1 protein-coding gene is annotated in these 1,529 nt (G+C 67.2%); it reads right to left on the reverse strand.

Annotated features, from left to right (window positions below; genetic code table 11):
• The coding region (locus IL992_RS45500) for a glycoside hydrolase family 43 protein (protein ID WP_319019264.1) at window positions 1-1,460 on the reverse strand (1,460 nt) is incomplete at its 3' end.
• Window positions 1,461-1,529 lie beyond the last annotated feature (69 nt).

Here is a 1,529-nt window from a genome sequence, read left to right on the forward strand (position 1 = left end):
CGGCTGACGGTGACCGCGCCGCCCAGCGATTGGGTGGCGTAGTTGAAGATGGCGAACCGGTAGCCCATGAAGAACTGCCAGGCGTTGCCCATCGTGAAGGCCGGTCCGAAGGAGGTGAAGTTCACTCCGTCGGTGCTGTAGGAGAACTTGGCCTGGCGGCCGGTGCCCGGACGGATGTCGGCGTTGACCCGCAGCCAGATCCGCCCGCCGGACACCGGCGTGCTCGCGACCTCGGTGCCGGTGCTCGTGGTCTGCCAGCTGCTGTTCATGGTCAGGTTGTTGGTCGCGACCACCCGGGTCTGTCCGTTGTCGCGCCTGAGGCCGATCCAGGCCGAGGAGTCGCGCAGCATCGCCAGCCCGGCCCGGTCACCGTCGCGCATGGCCGAGTAGTCCAGCTGGATCGTCGCCGTCGAGGACGGCCCCAGGATGCGGTGGGTGAGGGTGTTGCGGGCCGAATACAGGTCGCCGGTCACCGTGGCGGTCTGCAGCCGCAGCCCGTTGCCGACGGTGTACTTGGTGGTGTCGGGGTTGTGGTTCCACTCCCACTCGGGTCCCAGCTGGGTGCCGGTGAAGGTGTCGGTCCCGGTCGCCGGCTTCACCTGCCGCGGCGGGCGCGGCACGTTCGGGTAGGGGTAGGAGGTGCCCCACGCGCCGTTCACGGTCTGCACCGTCGGCCAGCCGTCGGAGGTCCAGGTGATCGGAGCCAGGACGGGGATGCGGCCGCCGGGATAGGCGTCCTGGAAGGCCATGTAGTACCAGGCGCCGTTTTGGGTCTGGACCAGCCCGCCCTGGTGCGGCACCCCGCCGCCGGAGACCGGGCCGCCCATGTTCAGCAGCACCTGGCGCATCTCATACGGGCCGAAGGGGCCGTTGGTGGACTTCAGCACGTACTGCCCGTTGGCCGGGCGGGTCAAGAAGATGTAGTACGCGCCGCCGCGCTTGTACATCCGCGACCCTTCCAGGGTGCCCACGCTGGAGGGGGTGGAAAACACCTGCTGGCTGCGGACCTCGCTCTTGCCGTCGGCCGACAGCTGGGCCACGCTGATGGTGGTGTTGCCGTAGGCGACGTACATCGTGTCGTTGTCGTCGATCAGCAGCCCGGCGTCGTAGTAGCACTTGTCGATCGTGGTGTGCCGGTTCCACGGACCTTCGACCGAGGTCGCGGTGTAGATGTAGGTCTTGCTGAAGTCGATGCAACCGCCCCAGTAGAAGGTCTTGTTGCTCTTGCGGTAGTTCAGGAACGACGCCCAGATCCCGTTGACGTACCCCCGCCCGCCGTTCAGGTCGTACTTCGACCCGAAGTCCAGCTTGGGCACCGAGTGACCGGCGTACTCCCAGTTGACCAGGTCATAGGAGCGCAGGATCGGCGCGCCCGGCGAGTAGTGCATCGTGGAGGCCGAGTAGTAGTAGGTGTCGTCCACCCGGAAGACATCGATGTCGGCCAGGTCCTCCCACAACACCGGGTTGGAATAGGTCGACGACGGCGGCCACGGCCCACCCGACGGACTCGCCGACGGACTCGGACTCGG

This window comes from Microbispora sitophila (genome assembly GCF_014892245.1).
Lineage (GTDB): Bacteria > Actinomycetota > Actinomycetes > Streptosporangiales > Streptosporangiaceae > Microbispora > Microbispora siamensis.